This window comes from Rufibacter psychrotolerans (genome assembly GCF_016924645.1).
Lineage (GTDB): Bacteria > Bacteroidota > Bacteroidia > Cytophagales > Hymenobacteraceae > Nibribacter > Nibribacter psychrotolerans.
Window position 1 is genome coordinate 44,234 of record NZ_JAFFJV010000010.1, and the last position, 15,749, is coordinate 59,982.

Here is a 15,749-nt window from a genome sequence, read left to right on the forward strand (position 1 = left end):
TAATCTTGCCCCTGAGCTTGGCTTTGGCGCTCCTGGTGCTGGGTACAGCTGTAGATTTTCTGTTTGACCGATTGGAGGTATTTTACCGGGAAGCATTTAAGGTCATCGGGTTTCCCAAGCTGTATGATCAGCTGTCCGAAAAAGTATTTGACGTGAAGGTGCTTACCCTGATCCTGCTGAACGCTGCTTTTTGCCTCATGATCCTGTTATCCCTGTTTAGGGATTGGTCCAGGCGTAGGATTACCCTGTGGGTGTACGGCGGCCTTTTTTTCCTGCCCTTGCTTTTCGCCCTGGCAGTGAAACTGGCGGGAGACGACCCTGCCCTCCGGCATCGGTCCCGGGCCATCATCGACTATGTGCTCTTGACACCGCTGCCCGTGGTGTTCCTTACCCCTTTACTAGTACTCTTTAAGGTGCCGGAATCTGGTAATAAAAAGGTCAGCCAACTGAAAGCAGGGTGAAAAGATTGAACACCCTGTAAACAGCAATGCCTCCGTCTGGAAACGGAGGCATTGCTGTTTACAGGGTGTTTTCAGGAAAATAGCCCTAAAACAAATATCTACTATGGCTACTATGGCGCGGAAGTTACTTCCGTGACTTCCCTTATTATGTACACAAGGCACGGAAGTAACTTCCGCACCATATAGGGTTTCAAGGGTGTTTCAGGAAAACAGCCCTAAAACACAAGATCGTGCTACTTGATACGCGTTACCTGCTACCAACTACAGTTTCATGGCCGTCTGCTGCAGGGCTCCGCGGAGTTTGATACGGGTCAACACTTTCTTGGTGTAGAGCGGGAAGTTGCCTTTCATCATCCAGTCATAGTAGCTAGGCTCTTTCTTGAGCACTTCTTCCACCACTGAGTTTTTGTGCTTCCCGAAATTAAAGACTTCCACGCCCTGGGCATTGTACACGATGCAGCCAGACAAGTCGGCGGTTTTCTGGAAGGTGAACTTGTGCAGAGCCTGCATGTCGTTCTGAACGGGAAAATGAGACTGGTCCTCTGCGCCGGGAAGCGGCACATTGGCATAAAGGCTCACCTGGCTTTTCAGGATCTCGTACGTGGCGATGGTGTCGGCCTCGGCGGAGTGGGCGTTCTCCAGGGTTTTATCGCAGTAGAACTTGTAGGCCGCCGAAAGGGTGCGCTGCTCCATCTGGTGGAAAATACGGCACACGTCCACAATGGCGCGGTTCTCAATGTCAAAATCGATGTTCACGCGCAGAAACTCCTCGGCCAACAACGGAATATCGAACCGGATCAGGTTAAAACCGCCTAGGTCACAGCCCCGCAGGAACTCATCCAGCGATTTGGCCAACTGCGCAAAGGTGGGGCAATCGGCCACGTCATCGTCATAGATCTTGTGGATCATGCTGGACTCAATGGGGATGGGAATGGTGGGGTTGACGCGCCGGGTCTTGAGGATTTCCTCGCCGTTGGGCATCACCTTCAACATACTGATCTCCACAATACGGTCTTTGCAGATGTCCACGCCCGTGGTTTCCAGGTCAAAGAAGACGATGGGCTTGCGTAGATGTAATTTCATGCGGCAGAGGTTAAGAAGCGGTGATTTTATTGGCCAGTTCCTGCAGATCCAGGTTCCCGAAGTTACCCGAGGTCATCATGAGCAGGTTCTTGTCTTTCCAGTTGGTGTTGAGCAGGTACTCCTGCAGGGCCTGGTTATCGGTATACACTTCTATCGCTTCATCGCCAAAGGCAGCCTTCAGATCTGCGGGATCCAACGGAGGCATGCGTTTGTGCTCCAGGGTCTTGGGGTTGAAGTAGACAATCTTCACATCGGGCGCCAGGAAGGTGCCTTTGTACTGCGGCAGAAAGTCTTTGTTCAGGCTGCTGAAGGTGTGCAGCTCCAGGCAGGCAATGAGTTCGCGCTCCGGGAACTGCTTTTTCAAAGCCTCGGAGGTAGCTTTCAGCTTAGATGGTGCATGGGCGAAGTCTTTGTACACCAGGGTGCTTTCGCTTTCGCCAATCTTCTCCAGGCGGCGGGCGGCTCCTTTGAAGGTAGCCAGCGCCTCATAGAACGCTTGACCTTTGATACCGATCTGCTTGCAGACTTCCTTGGCCGCAGAGATGTTGCGCAGGTTGTGCTCACCAAACAGTTGGATCTCTACATCGTCCTTCTTGGTTTTGAGCCAAGTTTTGCCATTCTTCTTGATTTTGTGCTCATGGATGGTGTAGCCAATGTAATTCACGTCTGAATTGTTGGGCACGCATACTTCCAGCACCTGCTCATCGTCCTGGTTGTAGATCAGGGTACCGGCTTTTGGCGTCATGTCCACGAAAATGCGGAACTGCTCGCGGTAGTTCTCCTCGGTTGGGAACACATTGATGTGGTCCCAGCTGATGCCGCTGATCACGCCAATGTGGTGGTGGTACTTATGGATTTTTGGTACCCGTTGAATTGGCGAAGACAGGTATTCATCACCCTCAATTACAATGATGGGAGCCTCCTCGGTGAGTTTCACCATCAGGTCAAAGCCTTCCAGTTGGGCACCCACTGCGTAGTCAAACAGGCGGTTGTGGTATTTGAGCACGTGCAGGATGATGGACGTGATGGATGTCTTGCCGTGGCTACCGGCAATCACAATGCGTTGCTTGTTCCTGGACTGCTCGTAGATGAACTCCGGGAAAGAGAAAATGGGAATGTTGTTCTCCTGTGCGAAGAGCAGCTCGGGATTATCGGGTCGGGCGTGCATGCCCACAATGACGGCATCGGGGAGGGGAGAGAGTTTCTCCGGGAACCAGCCTTCGGCTTCGGGGAGTAACCCGTCCGCTGCCAATCGGCTTTTGGCCGGTTCAAAAATCTCATCGTCAGAACCGGTGACTTTCAGGCCTTTCCGGTGCAATGCCAATGCCAGGTTATGCATAATGCTTCCCCCAATGGCAATCATGTGGATGTGTTGATACGCCGCTGTACTCATGTAATCTCGTTCAAAGAGAGCAAATGTAGTTAAATTCCCCTACGCACTACTGCTACGCACCAAACGGATTTGTGGATATCTGCCCGGAAATTTGTGGATAGGTGAAAGAGCCTCGCAGGAAGGAGACCAGAAAAGCGCCGGGTTATCTTTTCCGTAGCGGCGTTACCCTGTAACGCCGTGGTGGTTCAAAGAGATACCAGCTGAAAGCGAGAGGATCGTTTCTCCAGGGCATTGCCCAAAGCCAGAGCCGTTCCCTATGATTTGTAGCGGTTCCGTTTCATAGAGGCTCGGCGTTACAGGGTAACGCCGCTACAATGAACGCCAAGGCAAGCTTATAAGTGGATTTAGGCCCGTTTTCCAGGAAACAGGCGCGAAACGGCAGTCAACTCGGCTAAACAGATTTCCTTTGTGCATCCGAAAATTGTGGAAATGTAGCCCTGTTTTGTGGATTACCTGAGACCCTTATTCCCTTACATTTGCTCTTATGGAGGAGACGAAATTAAAAGCGACGCGAGGTAAGGCTGCCTGGAACCCCAAGCAGACCGTATCTCCGGGATTAGGGAAGCTTCCGCCCCAGGCTTTGGAGCTGGAGGAAGCGGTGTTGGGTGCGCTCATGTTGGAGAAAGACGCCCTCACGGCGGTCATTGACCTTTTAAAACCACAAAGTTTTTACAAAGATGCCCACCAGCGCATCTTCAAGGCGATTCTGAGCCTGTTTGACAAATCAGAGCCAATAGATATTTTAACGGTTACCCAGGAGTTGCGGCAACAAGGCGAGCTGGAGTTTGTGGGCGGTGCCTACTACATTACGCAGCTCACCACCCGCATCAACTCGGCGGCCAACATTGAATTTCACGCCCGTATCATCACCGAGGCGGCCATTAAGCGGGATCTTATCAGCATTTCTTCTGAAGTGCTGGGCCGCGCCTACGAAGACACCACCGACGTTTTTGAGCTGCTGGACTCCACTGAGGCCAAGCTGTTTGAAGTGTCTGAGAGCAACATCCGGAAGAACTTTGACGACATGCAGTCGTTGATGCACAAGGCCATCAAAGAACTGGAAGCCAAGAAAAGCCAGAAAGAAGGCTTGACCGGGGTGCCCAGCGGCTTTACTGCCCTGGACCGCGTTACCTCCGGCTGGCAGCCTTCCGACTTGATCATCCTGGCGGCCCGTCCGGCCATGGGTAAGACGGCGTTCGTAGTGTCAGCGATGCGGAACGCGGCGGTAGATTTCAACAAAGGAGTGGCTATCTTCTCCCTGGAGATGTCGTCCATTCAGCTGGTGAATCGTCTGATCTCCGCGGAGGCCGAGCTGGATTCTGAGAAAATCAAGAAAGGAAACCTGGCCGAGTACGAGTGGGCGCAGCTGAACCACAAAATCTCCCGCCTGAGCCAGGCACCCATCTTTATTGACGATACGCCGGGTCTTTCTATCCGGGAATTGCGCACCAAGTGCCGTCGTCTGAAAGCGCAGCATGACATCCAGATGGTCATCATTGACTACCTGCAGCTCATGAGCGGAAACGCCGAGGGCAGTAAAGGCGGCGGGAACCGTGAGCAGGAAATCGCGTCTATCTCCCGGGCCCTGAAGCAGCTGGCCAAGGAACTAAACGTGCCGGTGATCGCGCTTTCGCAGTTGAGCCGGGCCGTGGAAACCCGCGGGGGCGACAAGAAACCAATGCTCTCCGACTTGCGTGAATCTGGTTCCATTGAGCAGGACGCCGACATGGTAGTGTTCCTGTACCGTCCGGAATACTACGGCATCACCGAGGATGAGATGGGGAACCCCACCATTGGCGTGGGTGAGGTGATCATTGCCAAGCACCGGAACGGTGAGGTGGGCAGCGTGAACCTGAAATTCATTGGTAAGTTCACCAAGTTCGGGAACCTGGAAGACGGTTTCGGGCCGGGCAGCAATCCGTTTGAAGGCGGAGCCGGTTTCCCAACCTCAGACTTTGACGGCCCCGCCGCGGGCGCAGGTCCTAACACCATCCGGTTAGGCAGCAAAATGAACGACGGCGGTGGGTTCCCGGCCTCTTCGTTTGATGATGCCCCTCCGTTCTAAGCAATCTACCACAAGGTATAAAAGGCCATTCCTCCACCAGGAATGGCCTTCTTGTTTTGGGGCTGTTTTATAGAAAAGGGCCTTAAAAGAGAAAGCTGGTGCAGGTGTTTCTTTCAGCACATTCCTTATCTTGTGGTTTCTGGCCAGGCATCTGAATGAGCAAACCTTTCCGTAATGGGGCAATCGCAATGGGAGCAACCCTGCTCACCCTGGCTTTGAATTATTTCGTGGCTGATAGCTTTGGAGAAACAAGCTTTGTTTTCAGTTGGACCCTCCATTTTACCTTGATGGCCTGGTACACCGCCTTGGTGGCATTGTCTGTGCCCAAGCTGAATTCCCGTTACTTCAACTCCTACAGGTTTGAGCAGGAAGGAAGAATCTATGAGTACCTGGGAGTACACTTTTACCGGAAGTTGCTGGTGTGGACAGGCTGGGAGAAGGTAAGCCGAAAAGCCAATCCTATCAGGAAAGACCTTGCCTCCCTCACCACGGCTGACCGCAACAGCCGCACCTCAGAGGCAGGCCATCTTGTCATTGCGGTGATTGTGTTCGCAGTGGCTGGGCTGGTAATGCGTTCCTGGAGTGAGGCCAGGTGGCTCCTGGTGTTGAATGTAGTTTTGAATATCTATCCGGTGCTGCTGCAGCGCTTTAACCGGCCCAGGTACCGGAGAGTTCTTGTGGCGTTACAGAAGAATGCTGCTGTTCAGAATAAGCACGGCAGCCTAATTAAATGATACTAGAAGAAGTGAAAATGACTTTTCGGGAAGCAACCCTCCGGGATATCCCTCAAATCCAGCAGGTAAGACACTCTGTAAAGGAAAATGTGTTGTCTGATCCCAGCCTGGTTACCGATGCCGATTGTGCCGAGTACCTGACCCAACGGGGCAAGGGCTGGGTGTGCGAGGTAGAAGGAGTAATAGTAGGCTTTTCCATCGCGGACTTGAAAGACCACAACATCTGGGCTTTGTTTGTTCAGCCCGAATTTGAAGGGAAAGGCATAGGACGAACATTACACGACCTTATGTTGGACTGGTACTTTGCGCAAACCCAGGAGCCGGTGTGGTTAGGCACCCAACCCCAATCCAGGGCCGACGCTTTCTACCGCAGGACGGGCTGGCAGGAGGTAGGCACCCACGGCAAAGGAGAAACCAAGTTTGAGATGACCTTTGAGCGCTGGGCAAACAGATTGTCCTAACCTTACACGTCCATCTGGACACGTATAGAGAAAGGTGTTTGAAGAAGGTGATTTTGGCCTGTTTTCCGGAAAATAGACCGAAAACAAAGATGGCTTCTACTCCGCGGGGTTTTTAGCCGTAATGTAAGGTGATACGTGGTTTGGTCTTTGCGGTGGTTTTGGCAAATCCGGAGCTAGACCTCTTTATCTTTGCGCACGCAGAGGCACCCTTATATAGTAATGGCTAAAAAGCAGGAACATTCTTCTTTCACCTACTACCAAAGATTCATCCTTGTCTGGCTGCAACGTCACCTGAACCGGAATCAACTTTTACTGGTGTTCAGTGTGCTGGTGGGTTTCTCGGCGGGAATTGCTGCCGCGGTGCTCAAGACCCTGGTGCACTACATCCGGCAGGAACTGGTTACCAACCGGTCCATCGCTTTCCAGAACCAGATTTTCCTCATCTTTCCGCTCGTCGGGATTCTGTTCACCCTGCTGGTAGTCAAGATTTTCCTGAAAGGGAAACTGGAGCGGGGCGTGGCCAGTGTGCTGGTAGCCATTTCCCAGCGGTCCAGCAGGCTTAGGCGCACCCAGATGTTCTCCAACATCATCACCAGCGGCATCACGGTGGGGTTTGGCGGATCGGCGGGTCTGGAGTCTCCCATCGTGGTCACGGGTGCGGCCATTGGGTCAAATTACGGGAAAGCCTCTTTTTTTAGCTACAAAGACCGTACGGTGCTGCTGGCCTGCGGCGCCTCGGCGGGTATTGCGGCCGTGTTCAATGCGCCGGTGGCGGGCCTGCTGTTTTCGCTGGAAGTGCTGCTCACCGAGGTGGCCATCTCCTCGGCCATTCCCTTGATCATGGCCTCGGTGGCGGGCGTGCTGTGTTCCAAGATCATCATGCGCGAAGAGGTGCTGTTCAACTTCAGGGCTCTGCAGCCTTTTGATTACCATAATGTGTTCTTCTATATCATGCTGGGGCTGTTGTGCGGACTGGTGTCCATTTACTACGCGCAGGTCACCCTGAAAGTGGAGCGGACCTTCCATAGGCTGGGACAGGAACACAAATGGGCGACGGCAATCCTGGGCGGTCTGATTTTAGGCTTGCTGGTCTTCATTTTCCCGCCGCTTTTTGGCGAGGGCTACGAAAGTATCAAGAACTTATCTCAGGGAAACGTGGGAGCGCTTTTCCAGCAAAGCCTCTATGAACAGGTGCAGCACAATGAATGGTTTGTGTTGCTGTTCATTGGGGCCATTGGCCTGGTGAAAGTGGTGGCCACCTCGGTGACGCTGAGCAGCGGCGGCAACGGTGGCAATTTTGCGCCTTCCTTGTTTGTGGGCGGGTACGTGGGGTTCTTTTTTAGTCGATTGGTGAACATGGTGTCCTCTTACCGCCTGCCCGAGGACAACTTCACCGTGGTGGGTATGGCGGGCATTCTGGCGGGCGTAATGTATGCTCCCTTGACCGGCGTGTTCCTCATCGCGGAGATTACGCAGGGGTATGACCTTATTGTGCCACTCATGCTGGTGGCAGCCTCCAGTTACACGTTGGTGCGGCGCTATGACCTATTCTCCATGGATACCCGGGAGCTGGCCCGCAAAGGGCAGATCCACACCCACGACCGGGACCTGAACATCTTGCGTTCCCTATCGGTGGCGGAGTTGGTGGAGAAGAACTTTCAGGTGCTGTATCCGGCCACGCCCCTCCGGCAGATTGTGGAAGCCATAGAAGCCTCGCAACGGAACTTGTTTCCCGTGGTGGAAAAGGAAACCAATCAATTGCTGGGCATTCTGGTGCTGGATGACCTGAAAGAAGTGATGTTCAAACCTGACCTGTACGATACCCTCTCGGCGCAGAATTTAATGAAAGCCCCTCCGCAGCAAGTGGAACTCACCGAGACCATGCCCCAGGTCATGCGCAAGTTTGATCTTACCGGTGCCTGGAACCTGCCGGTGGTGGAAAATGGCGTGTACCTTGGGTTTATTTCCAAGTCCAGCATCTTTATGAAATACCGTCGGTTTTTGAAGCTGTTTTCAGAGAAATAAGCTTAAAACGCAGTGTACGACGGCCAACAATAAGCCATTTTGTTTGCATTCCCCTTTACATTAACCTTGTAAGGGTTAAGTTTGATCAAGCGGATTCCCCTCTGATGGGGGCTAGGGGGATATTTCCACTAGCTGTTTCTTCTTTTCTTTTTTGCCTGGTTCACTTTTCTTTCTTGCTGGTTCAAGTCTGCGACTTGAACCTATAATGATCTGAAGTTTGCAAATCAGTGAGGCGACAGCCTCACCTTCTATGGCGCGGAAGTTACTTACGTGCCTTTTTTTAATTGCTGCTTCGCCCTTCGCCGTTGTTGGTGTTTTCACCAACAACCCAAACTGCCCCTCAAGCCGCTACTTCCTACTTCCTGACTCAGAACTCGAGACTCCAGACTCGCTCTGCAAGCGTTCGTCACGTTTCTCCTTGATGTTCAACCTAACCAATAGAAACAAGAAGAAAAGAAACTCGCTGACGCTCAGGCAGTCTTTTCTTCCTTGCCCGTGACACCGGGCAGCCGTACTCTGTTCTACAGGGAGCGCGGGCCACTGCCACTTGTGGAGCACTGCTTGCCCCAAATCCCAGATTGGGGTACGCAGGCGCCCAACTTGGGCTTGGAGGCATTCAAGTAATTACTACTTGAGGACGTTGCAATACCTCCATCGTCCTGCGGACGTGACTGAAACCTCTTACTGTTTTGAAGCCCATTTTCTGAAAACTGCTCCAAAACAAAAAAACTTAGATGTATAAATCCCTGTTGCCTTTCTTGTGGTCTTCTCCGTTGAGTTGGCGGTTGAGTTGGTAGGCGGCACTGATGAGGGCCAGGTGCGTGAAGGCTTGGGGGAAGTTGCCCAGTTGTTCGCCTTGTTTGCCTATCTGCTCAGAATAGAGGCCCAGGTGGTTGGCGTAGCCCAGCATGGTCTCAAACTGCAGGCGGGCTTTGTCGTGCTGGCCGGCTTTGGAGAGGTTCTCGGCGTACCAGAACGAGCACATGCTGAAGGTGCCCTCGTCGCCGGTGAGGCCGTCCTCAGCACCCTGCTGGAGGTTGTAGCGGTACACCATGGCGCCAGCCATCAGGTCTTCCTCAATGGCTTTCAGGGTAGAGAGCCACTTGGGGTCCACGGGGCTGATCATGCGCACCAGGGGCATGAGGAGCACGGCGGCGTCCAGGGTGGAGGCGCCTTTGAACTGCACAAAGGCTTGTTTTTCCTCGTTCCAGTGCTTTTCATAGACTTCCTCAAAGATGGCGTTGCGCACCGAGATCCAGCGTTCCAGCGGGGCCGGGAAGGAGCGGTCCTGCGCAATCCGGACGCCACGGTCCAGGGCTACCCAGGCCATGATCTTGGAGTACGTAAACTCCTGCCGCTCGCTGCGCACCTCCCAGATGCCGTGGTCGGGGCGCTGCCAGTTCTCGGCCACGAAGTCAATGAGGGCGCACAGGTCTTTCCAGAAGGAATAGGTGATGGGGCCGCCGTACTTGTTGTAGAGGTAGATGGTGTCAATGAGTTCGCCGTAAATGTCTAGCTGGAACTGCTCGGTGGCCTGGTTGCCAATGCGCACCGGGCCGGTCTGGTGGTAGCCCTCCAGGTGGTCCAGGGTGGTCTCGTGCAGGTCGGTGGAACCGTCTACGGCGTACATGAGCTGCAAGTGGGCGGCGCTGGGCATTTCGCGGCACCGGTCCATTACCCAGAGGCAAAACTGCCGGGCTTCCTCCATGTAGCCCAGCCGCAGGAAGGCGTAGATGGTGAAGGCCGCGTCCCTGATCCAGGTGAAGCGGTAGTCCCAGTTGCGGGGACCGCCAATGTCCTCGGGCAGGCTGAAGGTGGCCGCCGCCACGGTGGAGCCGTAGGTGCTGGAGGTGAGCAGTTTCAGGGTAATGGCCGACCGCATGACCATTTCGCGCCAGTAGCCCTGGTACGAGGACTTGGCCACCCAGGCGTGCCAGTACCGGTAGGTGCGGCGCAGGCAGCCCTCAAAGTAGGTGCGCAGGTTGGGGATGGGTTCACCGGCGGCAGTAGACTGGCCGGCCAGCACAAAGCAGACGGTCTCATGCTTGTGCAGGGTCCAGGTGCCCCGAATGGTGTTCCGGCGCACGGTGCAGGGTTGGTCGGTGGAGAACTGCAGCAGGGTGCCGTCGGGGCCCTGGCTCTGCAGCAGAAAAGTGTGGGGGCCTTTGCGCGTGACCGTGTGGGGCGAGCGGGCATAGTTGAAGCAAGGCGCCAGTTCCATCCGGAACGACATCTGGCCTTTCACCACCTTGAGCATGCGCACCACCACGCCGCTTTCCTCCTGGCCCTTGAGCGGCATGAAATCGGTGAGTTCGGCCATGCCGTCCTGGGTGTAGAAGCGGGTGTGCAGAATGGCCGTGTCTGGGATGTACTGCTGCCGGCTGCGGAACTGGCTGGTAGCGGGTTTAATGGACCAAAAGCCCCCTTTTTTGTGGTCCAGCAGCCGGGCGAACACCGTGGGCGCATCAAACCTGGGGAAGGGGAGGTAATCTAGCGAACCGTATTTAGACACCAGCGCCGTGGTGTGCAGATTGCCAATAAGGCCGTATTTTTCAATGGGAAGGTAGTGTGGCATGCCGTTTATCGTAGTTATACTGTAACGGGCAAGGGTACCGGGTGGTTAGGCAAGCGGCGGCGGGGCACGCCGGGAGCTGGCGTTTAGGGCCTGTTTCTAAAAAATCAGCCCAAAAATAGCCGGGAGTCCCAGCCTCCCGGCCTGGTTTGCGTATAGCAGGTGCCGGTAGGTTTTCGTTTTTGCCGCCGTTGTGGTAAGTTCGTGGTTGAAGGGCTTAGTTACATCCAATGAATACGTTTCAGTTAAAAAAAGGGAGCCTGCGCATAGAGGGCGACCGCATCTTCATCAGTGGTGACCAGGCCTGGTTTGTGAAGGCGTTGCACCTGGTTGCGGCCGTGTGCTGGAGTGTGTTTTTCGCGCTGCAGGCCCAGAAGCATTACAAGACCTTCCTGCTCACCCGCGACCTGGCCCAGCTGGCCTTTCTCTTGATTTCGGCCCTGGCGGTGGGGTTCTGGGTGTACGTGGGCTTTACCCGGGGCCTCCGAGGCACGGGCCGCGACGAGATCCACGTCAGGCAGATTGTGAAGGCCCAGAAAGAACTGCGCGCCTCAGATGCCGCCCCCCTGGTAACGCTGTTCTTGCGCAACAACCGCCGCCGCACCCTGGAGTTCACCAACCTGGATGACCTGCACTTCACAGATTCGCTGGCCGGCAAAGGCGTTTTGGTGGAAGAGTAGGAAAATAAGCCGGCTCCGGGCGGCGTTCTCTGTACAACTGATTCAGGGCTGTTTTCCCTAAAACGGGGCCAAAACAGCCGGGCGGCCCGGCGGCTTGGGCCGCGCTGCCGCTCACCGGAAACACAGCAGGGGGTGGCTTGCGTACACCCCCCTGAAGCCCCGCCCAGCCTTGTTCCACCATCTGCCACAGACGCCTTCCGTATGCCACACCACTACCACCTTCTTTCATTGAGTACCCGCGGGTCTGGTACCCGCCGGGTGGGGCCCTGGCTGGCCTGGCTCTTTTTCTGGCTGCTTACGGCTGTTCCGGCCCGGGCCCAGGAAGACTTTGACACCCAGAAGCGGCTGTACTTCTTCCACATCTGGGGGCACGTGAAGTACTTCCACCCGGCCTCGGCCATGGGCAAACTCAACGCCGACTCGCTTTTCCTGCACCACTTGCCCAAGGTAGACTCTGCCCAGAACCAGAAGCAGGTGAACGCCGTGTTCAAACAACTGCTCAGGGACGTGGGCGTGCCCGCCAGCGACAAGGTGGGGCCGCAGAAAGACCACCCCAAGGGCGCATTCCTGGTGAAGAACCTGGACGACACCTGGCGCACCAAGTCTAAGTTCCTCAGTTCTGACAACCGCAGGCAACTGGCCCGCATCTTTGAGCGGCGCTACACAGGCGACAAGCACCATTACCTGTATGTGCGCAACAACCCGTACGGGGGCACCCTGCCAAACGAACCCGCCTATGCCCTTAGCCCCAAAGAGAACCTGCCGTACCCCTTGCGGCTGCTGGCCCTGGCCCGGTTCAAGGCCTTTGTAGACTACCTGTACCCGTACAAGCACCTCATGGACCAGAACTGGAACCAGGTGATGGAGCAGGCCCTTCCGCAGTTTGCCCAGTGCGAGACCCGCGAGCAGTATGAGCGCCTGCTGCTGGGCGTGAACGCGCGGTTAGATGACACCCAGGCTTATTCCTTCTTCCGGCAGTTGCACCACAAAGAGCAGGTGTTCAAGAACCGGTACTACCCGCCCTTTGATTACCAGGTGGTAGAGAAGAAGATAGTGGTAACGGGCCTCATTGATCCGGCGCTGTGTGCCCGCTCCAACATTAAGCGCGGCGATGTGATTGAACTGCTGGACAGCGTGGCGGTGCACGAGTGGGTGAGCGCCCTGGACGCGCTGCTCTCGGTCTCAAACCAGCAGGCGCTGTGGGCCAGGGTAGGGGAATGGGGCGATAACCTGCTGTTCCGGTCAGAAGACCCCGTGCTGCAGGTGCACCTTTCGCGCAGGGGGGAGCCCGTGGCTACCACGCTCCGGCTCCTGAACCCCTCCGTTCCCGCCAAAGCCAAGCTCATTGATGCCTACTTCAAAAAGAAACAGGCGGCCCCGGCCAAGGTAAACCGGGGGCTGGTGTACGCCGCCAAAGGCATCGTGCACTTTAAGATCAATGATACGTTCCGGATGATCAGGGACGAGTCTTCTGAGGAGGACTTCCACCTGATGGATTCGCTCCTGACCCGGGCCCTTAAAGCCAAGGGCCTCATCTTTGACATGCGCGGGGAGCCAGATAACAGCGACTTTGTGTTTTATTACCTCTACCGGAAGTTTGGGAAGAAAGACCACCATTTTGCCCGCTACTACCAGCTAAACCCCTACCAGGTAGGTACGTTCCGGCTGCTTACCCAACCCGATGTCTATTACCCCACCGACGTTACCCCCCAGGAGACCGAGTATCCCGGCAAAGTGGTGATTCTGGTGAACGGGGCTACCCATACCATTGCAGAGTGGCATACCATGAGCCTGCAACGGCTGTTCCCGACCAGCATTACCCTGGGTGAGCAAACGGCGGGCGCCGACGGCGACGCCAAGAAAATGGTCTTGCCGGGCAACTACGTGGTCACGCTCTCCGGAAACGGGGTGTATTACCCCAACAATGCGGTGACGCAACGCCTGGGCGTGCGCCTGGACCAGGAGGTACACCCTACGGTAACCGGCGTACTGGCCCGCCGCGATGAATTGCTGGAAAAAGCCATTGCTCTCATTAACGGCGAAGACAAGAAAGCCGAAGCGAAGAAGTAGCCTCCCATGCCTGGAAGCGCCACAAAGGAGTAGCTTAAATATAAGTTTTGCCTTATATTTAAGCTACTCCTTTGCGTTAGGCCGGCGTTCCGTTGCCAACTCCGCCCAAGGAGCCAATAAGCCGAATAGGGTTCGGTTTATACAATAGTTAGCAACAATTCAAATTAAATGAATGACACATTAGAACTTGTAAAATCAAACACGATTCTGTTCACGATAGAATTAAGCAAAAAATCACTTTCTGAATGGTTGATAGATGATTTAATAGACCTTAACAAAGAATTTGAAAACAACCCGATTCTCAGGATAGAGCTGAATACAAACCAAGAAATAAAGCAACTAAAGGACTTTTTGAAAAGGGAAGTAAAGCATCTTGACGAAGAGCTTTACGATTCTTGCGTTGAGGAGCTTAGTGAAATAAAAGAGGACTTAAAGTGGCGAAAGTCTGAGGACGGGAAGTTGGTGCTTAGGCTGGAAGATTGGGTTCAAAGCACAAGGAGAAAGGTTGAGGATGCGGGTTGGACAAAACTATTCGTCGGCAGAAGCATAATTGACCCTAAACAACTGAACATTGGTGGATTTGTTAAGGACGAGAACGAGCTAAATAAAATAAAGGCTGAGATAGAAGAAATGACACCTCCTGTTTCTCCTAATTTCTATCTTGAAATAAAATAGAGGAACAGTTGCTAACACTGTATAAACGCCAGCATCGGCCGACGGCCTCCGCCGCCGTTTATACCAACCGTTAGGCACAAGTTAAAATTATGAAGTATATTCTATCAGTCTTACTCGTTGCCTTGATTTTCTCTTGCTCTGAGAAGGAAACAAAACAGTCACAAAAAGAGGATTCAAAAATTCAGGCTGATCCAATAGATAAGACAACTTTAGAATCAGACACAACAAAACAGAACAATCACCAACCAAAAGTTTCCATTCCTGAATTTGCCGCAAGAACAATCAAATCAATTTCAAAAGAATTCTCAGTTGATTCAATTGAATTCATTGAAGGGGACTTTAATGCAGATAATAAGGAGGACTTTTCAGCTAGAGTAACTAACCTGAAAAATGGGAAGAGAGGAGTAATAATCATTCATAACTCCGCTAAAAATGATTACCAAGTTTTTGGTGCAGGCAAAGACGTCAACGGAATGGACGACCTGGACTGGATTGATATATTTGAAAGCATACCTAAGGAAGAAACTGTTGCATCAACTTTAGTAGATGAAAAATCGGGCGACATAATCGGCCCAGATACTAAAAATGCAGTTAAATTGAAAGGGAATGGGGTTTATATGCACCTTGACGAATCAGAAGGAGGCGGCATAATTTATTGGAATGGTCAAAAGTACGTTTGGCTACATATAGAGTAAAGAAAACCAGTGCCTAACGGTCTCGTGCATAAGGCATGCTACGGCCGACGGCCTTGCACGCCTCATGCACGAGACCGTTAGGCGTAAGAAATGAAAAATGTAAAAATCGTATTCTTGCTCATTTTCGCTAGTTGCGCCCCAAAAAACGCTGAAGTTGAAAATGAATCTATAGAGAAAGTTTCTTTTATAGAGTTTAAATACAGAGAACGCTCAGACAGGAAGGGATATGATTTTTACTTAGCCAGTTTGCATGAACTTGAATCAGACGGAAGCCTAAGAATATTTAGAAGGAAAAGCTTCAATTCTCCCCTTCAGTTATTCTCCGACTCAACTACAGCTCTCACCAGCTATTTTCCTGAATTGGCTGAAAGCTACCAGACTGACACAACTTTAATGGTAATAAACAACGATAGCCAAGAATTGAGTAATTCATTTCTGCATATGCTAATCATTGAAAGAAGTGGCGGAAGGGAAACTGTAGTAGGTTTTGACCCTGAAACAGCAGAAGGCGGATTGGCTAGCCTCGCTCATTCTTTGAAGCGACCTAATTCCTCATTGAATGAATTTGTTTTCTCGGATACAGCGTCCATAATTTCAAAGGCGGACAGTATTGTTAGGAGAGTAATATTGCCTAAGCACCCGTTACCACCTAACTCACAGCCACCACCTTTATATAAAGACAATAAATAAATCTCTACGCCTAACAAGGGTAGCTGTTGCACAACTCTTGGCTGAAGTAGAACTTTCCCATCTGTCTCCCTTGATTTCTTAATTTCTCCCCGATTCTCGGGGCCAAAATAGCCTTAAAAAGCGGCTGTAAGGGGTCTTGGTAAGG

Annotated in this window: 13 protein-coding genes; 10 read left to right on the plus strand and 3 right to left on the minus strand. The window is 53.1% G+C overall.

Features of this window, described 5'->3' with window-relative positions; all coding sequences use genetic code 11:
* Positions 1-5: 5 nt before the first annotated feature.
* Complete coding sequence (locus JT718_RS10940) at positions 6-461, plus strand: XrtX-associated membrane protein (RefSeq protein ID WP_205502615.1); 456 nt, start codon at positions 6-8, stop codon at positions 459-461.
* A 261-nt stretch (positions 462-722) separates the two neighbouring features.
* Here the strand turns inward: JT718_RS10940 and JT718_RS10945 are convergent, their stop codons facing one another.
* Positions 723-1,544 carry a 3'-5' exonuclease gene (locus JT718_RS10945; protein ID WP_205502616.1) on the minus strand — a complete coding sequence of 274 codons (822 nt, stop codon included), beginning with the start codon at positions 1,542-1,544 and terminating at the stop codon, positions 723-725.
* A 10-nt stretch (positions 1,545-1,554) separates the two neighbouring features.
* Positions 1,555-2,937: a UDP-N-acetylmuramate--L-alanine ligase gene (locus JT718_RS10950; protein WP_205502618.1), complete on the minus strand. Its 1,383-nt coding sequence runs from the start codon at positions 2,935-2,937 to the stop codon at positions 1,555-1,557.
* Positions 2,938-3,421: 484 nt separating this feature from the next.
* Between JT718_RS10950 and dnaB the strand changes: the two genes are divergently transcribed.
* The 4 genes from dnaB (at position 3,422) to JT718_RS10970 (ending at position 8,222) form a co-directional block, all read left to right on the plus strand.
* Complete coding sequence (gene dnaB, locus JT718_RS10955; RefSeq protein WP_205502620.1) at positions 3,422-5,002, plus strand: replicative DNA helicase; 1,581 nt, start codon at positions 3,422-3,424, stop codon at positions 5,000-5,002.
* A 287-nt stretch (positions 5,003-5,289) separates the two neighbouring features.
* Positions 5,290-5,736 carry a glycosyl-4,4'-diaponeurosporenoate acyltransferase CrtO family protein gene (locus JT718_RS10960; RefSeq protein ID WP_205502622.1) on the plus strand — a complete coding sequence of 149 codons (447 nt, stop codon included), beginning with the start codon at positions 5,290-5,292 and terminating at the stop codon, positions 5,734-5,736.
* Positions 5,733-6,197 carry a GNAT family N-acetyltransferase gene (locus tag JT718_RS10965; protein WP_240337043.1) on the plus strand — a complete coding sequence of 155 codons (465 nt, stop codon included), beginning with the start codon at positions 5,733-5,735 and terminating at the stop codon, positions 6,195-6,197. The genes JT718_RS10960 and JT718_RS10965 overlap by 4 nt, the downstream gene beginning before the upstream one ends.
* A 219-nt stretch (positions 6,198-6,416) precedes the next feature.
* Positions 6,417-8,222 (plus strand): chloride channel protein, encoded by a 1,806-nt coding sequence (locus JT718_RS10970; RefSeq protein ID WP_205502623.1) that lies wholly within the window; start codon positions 6,417-6,419, stop codon positions 8,220-8,222.
* Between the two features lie 730 nt (positions 8,223-8,952).
* Here JT718_RS10970 and JT718_RS10975 read toward each other — a convergent pair.
* Positions 8,953-10,797, minus strand: coding sequence for a glycoside hydrolase family 15 protein (locus tag JT718_RS10975; RefSeq protein WP_205502625.1), 1,845 nt, complete (start codon positions 10,795-10,797; stop codon positions 8,953-8,955).
* 227 nt (positions 10,798-11,024) lie between these two features.
* On the opposite strand from JT718_RS10975, the gene JT718_RS10980 reads away from it, so the two are divergent.
* The 5 genes from JT718_RS10980 (at position 11,025) to JT718_RS11000 (ending at position 15,604) form a co-directional block, all read left to right on the plus strand.
* The gene (locus JT718_RS10980; RefSeq protein WP_205502627.1) at positions 11,025-11,474 is read left to right on the plus strand and encodes a hypothetical protein; all 450 of its coding nucleotides are present in this window, start codon (positions 11,025-11,027) and stop codon (positions 11,472-11,474) included.
* A 201-nt stretch (positions 11,475-11,675) separates the two neighbouring features.
* On the plus strand, positions 11,676-13,544 hold the full coding sequence (locus JT718_RS10985; RefSeq protein WP_205502629.1) for a S41 family peptidase: 1,869 nt from the start codon (positions 11,676-11,678) through the stop codon (positions 13,542-13,544).
* Between the two features lie 168 nt (positions 13,545-13,712).
* Entirely contained in the window at positions 13,713-14,219 is a 507-nt protein-coding gene (locus JT718_RS10990; protein ID WP_205502631.1) for a hypothetical protein, read from the plus strand.
* Positions 14,220-14,308: 89 nt separating this feature from the next.
* Complete coding sequence (locus tag JT718_RS10995) at positions 14,309-14,914, plus strand: hypothetical protein (protein WP_205502633.1); 606 nt, start codon at positions 14,309-14,311, stop codon at positions 14,912-14,914.
* Between the two features lie 90 nt (positions 14,915-15,004).
* On the plus strand, positions 15,005-15,604 hold the full coding sequence (locus JT718_RS11000; protein WP_205502635.1) for a hypothetical protein: 600 nt from the start codon (positions 15,005-15,007) through the stop codon (positions 15,602-15,604).
* Positions 15,605-15,749 lie beyond the last annotated feature (145 nt).